The organism is Streptomyces sp. NPDC049577 (genome assembly GCF_040675635.1).
GTDB lineage: Bacteria > Actinomycetota > Actinomycetes > Streptomycetales > Streptomycetaceae > Streptomyces.
Genome location: NZ_JBFAPH010000310.1, coordinates 1 through 7512, shown reverse-complemented (window position 1 = coordinate 7512; position 7512 = coordinate 1). Strand labels below are relative to the sequence as shown.

Annotated in this window: 7 protein-coding genes and 1 pseudogene; all 8 read left to right on the top strand. The window is 72.4% G+C overall.

Features of this window, described 5'->3' with window-relative positions; genetic code table 11:
* A pseudogene (locus tag AB0K09_RS26545) lies at positions 1-188 on the top strand (ATP-binding protein); the annotation flags it as partial.
* Positions 185-619: a roadblock/LC7 domain-containing protein gene (locus AB0K09_RS26540; protein ID WP_366067915.1), complete on the top strand. Its 435-nt coding sequence runs from the start codon at positions 185-187 to the stop codon at positions 617-619. The pseudogene AB0K09_RS26545 and the gene AB0K09_RS26540, both read left to right, overlap by 4 nt.
* A complete protein-coding gene (locus tag AB0K09_RS26535) occupies positions 616-978 on the top strand; it encodes a DUF742 domain-containing protein (RefSeq protein WP_366067914.1) in 363 nt (120 codons plus the stop codon). The genes AB0K09_RS26540 and AB0K09_RS26535 overlap by 4 nt, the downstream gene beginning before the upstream one ends.
* Positions 956-1597, top strand: a complete 642-nt coding sequence (locus AB0K09_RS26530) for an ATP/GTP-binding protein (RefSeq protein WP_366067913.1) — start codon at positions 956-958, stop codon at positions 1595-1597. The genes AB0K09_RS26535 and AB0K09_RS26530 overlap by 23 nt, the downstream gene beginning before the upstream one ends.
* A gap of 89 nt (positions 1598-1686) precedes the next feature.
* On the top strand, positions 1687-3138 hold the full coding sequence (locus AB0K09_RS26525; protein ID WP_366067912.1) for a cytochrome P450: 1452 nt from the start codon (positions 1687-1689) through the stop codon (positions 3136-3138).
* A complete protein-coding gene (locus tag AB0K09_RS26520; RefSeq protein ID WP_366067911.1) occupies positions 3120-4238 on the top strand; it encodes a cytochrome P450 in 1119 nt (372 codons plus the stop codon). The genes AB0K09_RS26525 and AB0K09_RS26520 overlap by 19 nt, the downstream gene beginning before the upstream one ends.
* A 149-nt stretch (positions 4239-4387) precedes the next feature.
* The gene (locus tag AB0K09_RS26515; protein ID WP_366067910.1) at positions 4388-6439 is read left to right on the top strand and encodes an APC family permease; all 2052 of its coding nucleotides are present in this window, start codon (positions 4388-4390) and stop codon (positions 6437-6439) included.
* A 95-nt stretch (positions 6440-6534) separates the two neighbouring features.
* On the top strand, positions 6535-7512 hold a 978-nt coding region (locus AB0K09_RS26510), incomplete at its 3' end, for a TRAM domain-containing protein (RefSeq protein ID WP_366067909.1).

The window sequence follows — 7512 nt, the reverse complement described above, 5'->3', positions numbered from 1 at the left end:
CCGCCGGCCGGCGCGCCGTGCCGCCGCCGCCCACCGAGCTGCCCGCGGAGCGCTCCGCCGAGGAGACGGCCCGCCGCATGGGCGCGTTCGCGCGCGGCACGCGCTCCGGCCGCGCCGCCCAGGGCGGCGTCCCGCCCACCCGGCCCCGACCTGTCCCCGCTGAAGACGAAGGGAACCCCCACCCGTGAACGACCACCTGAACAAAGAGCTCGGCTGGATGCTCGACGAGGTCGTGAAGATCCCCGAGGCCCGGCACGCGATCCTGCTTTCCGCCGACGGGATGCTGCGCGGGCACTCGCGGGGCATCGACCGCGACGAAGCCGAGCGCCAGGCGGCCGCGCTCTCCGGACTGCAGTCGATCAGCCGCTCGACCGCCGACTTCTGCACGCACCCCACGCACCACGAGACCCCCTGGCGGCAGACGCTCGTCGAGTTCGCGCACGGCTACGTCTTCCTGATCGCGGCCGGCCCCGGCGCGTACCTCGCCGTCTCGGCCACCGAGCACGTCGACATGGAGGCCGTCACCTACCGCATGCAGAAGACCGTCGACCGGCTCGGCAAGGAGCTCGTCAGCCCGCCGCGGCAGACCTCCTGGCAGGGCCCGGGCACCCCGGCATGACCCCGCCGGCGCCGAGGCACGACCGGGGCCTGGTACGTCCGTACGTCGTCACCGACGGCCGCTCGCACCCCACCCGCAACACCTTCGACCTGGTCACCCTGGTCATGGCGCACGGCGACCGCCCCCTCGGCGGTCTCAGTCCCGAAAAACGCAGGCTCATGGAACTCTGCCTCGGCGGTGCCCTGTCCGTCGCCGAGATCGCCGGCCACCTGATGCTGCCCGTCAGCGTCACCAAGGTGCTGCTCGGCGATCTCGTCGACAGCGGCCACCTCAGCACCAGGGCCCCCATTCCCTCGGCGCAGCTGCCCGAGGCCGAGATTCTTCAGGAGGTGCTCGATGGACTTCGCGCTCGCCTCTGAGACGGCCGGCTCCCGCGACCCGGCCGTCTATCTGCCGCGCACCGTGCGGACCGCGGTGAAGCTCCTCGTCGTGGGCCACTTCGCGGTCGGCAAGACCACCTTCGTCGGTTCGCTGTCGGAGATCCGGCCGCTGCGCACCGAGGAGACCATGACGCAGGCCGGCGCCTACGTCGACGACCTGGCCGGCATCGACGGCAAGACCACGACCACGGTCGCCATGGACTTCGGGCGGCTCACGCTGAGCGACAGCCTCGTGCTGTACCTCTTCGGCGCGCCCGGCCAGCAGCGCTTCACCCGGCTGTGGCAGGACATGACGGAGGGCGCGCTCGGCGCGCTCGTCCTCGCCGACACCCGGCGCCTGGAGCAGTCCTTCGACGTCATGGGACTGCTGGAGGAGCACGGACTGCCGTACGCCGTCGCCGTCAACCACTTCGACGGCGCGCCCGTCCACCCCGACGAGGAGATCCGCGAGGCGCTCGACCTCCTCCCCGAGACCCCGCTGATCACCTGTGACGCCCGCGACCGGATCTCCTCCACGCGCGCGCTGATCACCCTCGTCGAGTACCTCCAGACCCGTACCGCGGGTCCCGCCGGCCCGTACGCCCAGGAGCTCGTGTGACCCACCGCCCCGACGCCGGCCCCACGCCGCCACCGGGCTGCCCCGCGCACCACGCCCCACCCGCCGGACCCACGGCCACCGTGTCCACCGTGTCCCCCGTGTCCCCCGCGTCCTTCGCGACGCCCCTGTACGGGCCGGACTTCGCCGCCGACCCGCACGCGGTCTACCGGCGGCTGCGCGCGAACGGCCCGGTCGCCCCCGTGGAGCTGGCGCCCGGCGTGCACGCCACCCTGGCCGTCGACTACCGGGCGGCGCTCGACGTCCTCCGCACCCCCGCCGTGTTCGCCAAGGACCCCCGCCGCTGGCGGGCCCTGGCGGACGGCCGGATCGCCCCGGACAACCCCGTCGTGCCGATGATGGCCTACCGGCCCAACTGCCTGTTCTCCGACGGCGAGGACCACGGCCGCTACCGGCAGGCGGTCGACGACAGCCTCTCCCGCATCGACCCCAACGCCCTGCGCGGTTACGTCGAACGCAGCGCCGACACCCTGATCGACCGCTTCGTCACCCTCGGCGAGGCCGATCTCCTCGGCTCGTACGCCAAGGTGCTGCCACTGCTGGTCTTCCAGCAGCTCTTCGGCTGCCCGCCCGAGCTCGGCGACCGGCTCGTGGAGGGCTTCTCCGGCATCTTCGACGGCGTCGACGCCGAGCGCGCCGACGCCCTCATCACCAGCACGCTCCTCGAACTGATCGCCCTCAAGCACCGCCGGCCCGGCGCGGACATGACCTCCTGGCTGATGGCCCACCCCGTCCAGCTGACCGACGAGGAACTGCTCCACCAGCTCGTCGTCCTCATCGGCGCCGGCACCGAACCCCAGCAGAACCTGATCGCGAACGCGCTCCGGCTGCTGCTCTCCGACGACCGGTTCGCCGGCGACCTGGCCGGCGGCAGCCTGCCCGTCGACGACGCCCTCGACGAAGTCCTCTGGCTCGACCCGCCGATCGCCAACTACGCGGCCCACTACCCCGTCCAGGACCTCGACTACGGCGGCGTACGGCTGCGCGAGGGCGAGCCCGTCGTGGTCAGCTTCGCCGCCGCCAACACCGACCCCGCCCTGGTCTCCGACCAGCGCATCGGCAACCGCGCCCACCTCGCCTGGGGCGCGGGCCCGCACCACTGCCCGGCCAAGAACCCGGCCCGGCTCATCGCGTCCGCCGCCGTCGAACGGCTCCTGGACCGGGTGCCCGACCTGGAGCTCGCGGTCCCCGCCGAACGACTGGTGTGGCGCCCCGGCCCCTTCCACCGCGCCCTCACCGCACTGCCCGTCCGCTTCCCGCCCGCCCCCGCCCCGGCCCGCACCGCCGCTGGAACGGACCCGGCGGCGGACGGCGCGCACAGCCACCCGTACGCCCCCGCACCCGGCCTCCGGGCCACCGAGCCCCCCGCCACGACCCTGGGAGACAGCCCATGGAATGCCCAGTCCACCCCGTCACGATCGACCCCTCCGGCCGTGACATCCACGGCGAGGCAGCCCGCATCCGCGCCCACGGGCCGGCGACCCCGGTCGAGCTCCCTGGCGGCGTGGTGGCATGGGCGGTGACCGAGCAGGCGCTGCTCAAGCGGCTGCTCACCGACCCGCGCGTCTCCAAGGACCCGCGCCGGCACTGGCCGGCCTGGATCAACGGCGAGATCTCGCCGGAATGGCCCCTGTACACCTGGGTCGCGGTGCACAACATGTTCACCGCCTACGGCAGCGACCACAAGCGGCTGCGCACCCTCGTCGCCAAGGCCTTCACCGCCCGCCGCACCGCCGCGCTGCGCCCGCGCATCGAGGAGATGACCGCCGAGCTCCTCGACGGCCTCGCCGCCACCGCCCCCGGTGAGCCCGTCGACCTGCGCGAGGAATACGCCTACTCGATCCCCATCCAGGTGATCTGCGAGCTCTTCGGCCTCGACGACGAACCCACCCGCGAGGGCCTGCGCCGCTGCGTCGACTCCGTCTTCCACACCTCCGCCGACCCGGACGAGGTCACCGCCACCTACGCCGAGCTCTACCGGCTGCTCGGCGGCATCGTCGCCGCCAAGCGCGAGAAGCCCGGCGACGACATGACCAGCGTCCTGATCTCCGCCACCGACGAGGACAACGGCTCGCTCAGCGAGCAGGAGCTCGTCGACACCCTGCTGCTGATGATCGGCGCCGGCCACGAGACCACCGTCAACCTCCTCGACAACGCGATCACCGCCCTGCTCACCCACCCCGAGCAGCTCGCCCTCGTCCGTGACGGCAAGGCCGGCTGGGACGACGTGATCGAGGAGACACTGCGCGCCGAGGCCCCCGTCGCCAGCCTGCCCCTGCGCTACGCCGTCGAGGACATCGAGCTGGACGGCGGAGTGGTGCTGCGCAAGGGCGACGCGATCGTCGCCGGCTACGCCGCCGCCGGCCGCGACCCCGGGGTCCACGGCGACGACGCGGACCGCTTCGATGTGAGACGCGCCACCAAGGACCACCTCTCCTTCGGCCACGGCGTCCACTTCTGCCTCGGCGCGCCCCTCGCCCGCCTCGAAGCCGCCGTCGCCCTGCCCGCCCTCTTCGCCCGCTTCCCGGAGATGTCCCTGGCAGTGGACCCGTCCGAGCTCGAACAGGTCGACTCCTTCATCTCCAACGGCCACCGCCGCCTGCCCGTGATCCTGCGCCCCTGACGGCCCCCGCGCCCCCGCCGCCCACGCCCCCAGCCCCCGCCGCCCACGCCCCCAGCCCCCGCCGCCCACCCCGCCACGACCCACCGGAACCCCACCGGACAGGCAGTCGGGTGGGCGGCAGTCCTGGGCAACGCTTACGATCCTCTGTTGTGTCCAAACTGACCGACCTGCCGAAACGCATTCTCATCGGCCGGGCGCTGCGTAGCGACAAGCTGGGAGAAACGCTCCTCCCCAAGCGCATCGCGCTCCCCGTCTTCGCCTCCGACCCCCTCTCTTCCGTGGCGTACGCGCCGGGTGAGGTGCTGCTCGTCCTGTCCGTGGCAGGTGTGTCGGCCTACCACTTCAGCCCGTGGATCGCCGTCGCGGTCGTCGTGCTGATGTTCACCGTGGTCGCCTCGTACCGCCAGAACGTGCACGCCTACCCGAGCGGCGGTGGCGACTACGAGGTCGCGACCACCAACCTGGGCCCCAAGGCCGGTCTCACCGTCGCCAGCGCCCTCCTCGTCGACTACGTGCTGACCGTCGCCGTCTCCATCGCCTCCGGCATCGAGAACCTCGGCTCGGCCATCCCCTTCGTCGTCGAGCACAAGACGGCCTGCGCCATCGCGGTCATCGTCCTGCTGACCCTGATGAACCTCCGCGGCGTCAAGGAGTCCGGCAAGCTCTTCGCGATCCCGACGTACGTGTTCGTCGGCGGCGTCTTCCTCATGATCCTCTGGGGCGCCTACCGAGGGCTGGTCGCGGGCGACACCATGAAGGCGCCCACCGCCGACTACACGATCAACGCCGAGCACACCGGCCTCGCCGGCTTCGCGCTCGTCTTCCTCCTCCTGCGCGCCTTCTCCTCCGGCTGCGCCGCCCTCACCGGCGTGGAGGCGATCAGCAACGGCGTCCCCGCCTTCCGCAAGCCCAAGAGCAAGAACGCGGCCACCACACTCGCCCTCATGGGCGGCCTGGCCGTCACCATGTTCTGCGGCATCATCGGCCTGGCCATGGCCACCCACGTGCGCATGGCCGAGAACCCGGCCACCGACCTGCTCAAGGACGGCGCGCCGCTGGGCTCCGGATACACCCAGAACCCGGTCATCTCGCAGGTCGCCGAGGCCGTCTTCGGCAACGGCTCGTTCCTCTTCATCGTGCTGGCCGCCGCCACCGCGCTCGTGCTGTTCCTGGCCGCCAACACGGCGTACAACGGCTTCCCGCTGCTGGGCTCGATCCTCGCCCAGGACCGCTACCTGCCGCGCCAGCTGCACACCCGCGGCGACCGCCTCGCCTTCTCCAACGGCATCGTGCTGCTGGCCGGCGCGGCCGCGGTCCTCACCTACATCTACGGCGCCGACTCCACGAAGCTGATCCAGCTCTACATCGTGGGCGTCTTCGTCTCCTTCACCCTCAGCCAGACCGGCATGGTCCGGCACTGGAACCGGCACCTGCGCACCGAGACCGACCCGGCCAAGCGCCGCCACATGATCCGCTCCCGCGCGATCAACGCGTTCGGCGCCTTCCTCACCGGCCTGGTCCTCGTCGTCGTGCTGCTGACCAAGTTCACGCACGGCGCCTGGGTCGCCCTCCTCGGCATGGTGATCTTCTACGCCACCATGACCGCCATCCGGCGCCACTACGACCGGGTCGCCGAGGAGATCGCCGCCCCCGACGAGCCCGGCGACGACACCGTGCGCCCCTCCCGGGTGCACTCCATCGTCCTGGTCTCCAAGGTCCACCGGCCGACCCTGCGGGCCCTCGCCTACGCCAAGCTCATGCGCTCGGACACCCTGGAGGCCGTGAGCATCAGCGTCGACCCGGCCGAGACCAAGGCCCTGCGCGAGGAGTGGCAGCGGCGCGGCATAGACGTACCGCTGAAGATCCTCGACTCGCCCTACCGCGAGATCACCCGCCCGGTCATCGACTACGTCAAGGGCCTGCGCAAGGAGAGCCCGCGCGACGCGGTCAGCGTCTTCATCCCCGAGTACGTCGTGGGCCACTGGTACGAGCACCTGCTCCACAACCAGAGCGCCCTGCGGCTCAAGGGCCGCCTGCTCTTCACGCCCGGCGTCATGGTGACGTCCGTGCCCTGGCAGCTCGACTCCTCCGAGGTGGCCCGCCGCCGCGCCCGCAAGCGCGCCGAGTGGAACGCTCCCGGCTCCGTACGGCGCGGCCCGGCCGCGTCCCCGGAGAAGGAGAAGGCGGCCACCAAGAAGTGACCCGGCGATAGCGCTGTCACAGGCGGGGCGGTGCGGGACGTAGACTGAACGGTCGTCCCCACCGCCCTTCCTACTTCCTACGGAGCCGACCCGTCATGCAGCACGAGACCGACGCATCACTGGTTGGCCAGGAGTACGAGGTCGAGGTCGGCCCGGTGGCCCACGGCGGCCACTGCGTGGCCCGCACCGAAGCCGGCCGCGTCCTCTTCGTCCGCCACGCCCTCCCCGGCGAGCGCGTCATCGCCCGCGTCACCGAGGGCGAGGAGACCTCCCGCTTCCTGCGCGCCGACGCGGTGACGATTCTTTCGGCGTCCAAGGACCGCATCGAGGCCCCCTGCCCCTTCGCCGGCCCCGGCAAGTGCGGCGGCTGCGACTGGCAGCACGCCAAGCCGGGCGCCCAGCGCCGTCTCAAGGGCGAGGTGATCGCCGAGCAGCTGATGCGCCTCGCGGGCCTCACCCCCGAAGAGGCCGGCTGGGACGGCACGGTGATGCCGGCCGAGGGCGACAAGCTCCCGGCAGGCCAGGTCCCGGCCTGGCGTACCCGCGTCCAGTACGCGATCGACGCCGAGGGCCACGCCGGCCTCCGCAAGCACCGCTCGCACGAGGTCCAGCGCATCGACCACTGCCTGATCGCCGCCCCCGCCGTGGACGAGCTCGGCGTCGAGAAGCGCGAGTGGCCGCAGATCGCCTCGGTCGAGGCCATCGCCGCCACCGGCTCCGGCGACCGCCAGGTCGTCCTCACCCCGCGCCCCGGCGGCCGCCTCCCCATCGTCGAGCTCGACAAGCCGGTCTCCGTCCTGCGCATCGGCGAGAAGGACAAGGCCGTCCACCGCGTCCACGGCCGCCCCTTCGTCCGCGAACGCGCCGCGGACCGCACCTGGCGCGTCTCCGAGGGCGGCTTCTGGCAGGTCCACCCCCAGGCCGCGGACCTCCTGGTCCAGGCGGTCATGCAGGGCCTCATGCCGCGCAAGGGCGACATGGCCCTCGACCTCTACTGCGGCGTGGGCCTCTTCGCGGGCGCCCTCGCCGAGCGCGTCGGCGAGAAGGGCGCGGTGCTGGGCATCGAGTCCTCG

What these genes read in the sequence shown, in the direction of transcription:
- AB0K09_RS26535 (WP_366067914.1), top strand. Translation starts at nt 616, where the DNA reads ATGACCCCGCCGGCGCCGAGGCACGACCGGGGCCTGGTACGTCCGTAC.
- AB0K09_RS26530 (WP_366067913.1), top strand. Translation starts at nt 956, where the DNA reads ATGGACTTCGCGCTCGCCTCTGAGACGGCCGGCTCCCGCGACCCGGCC.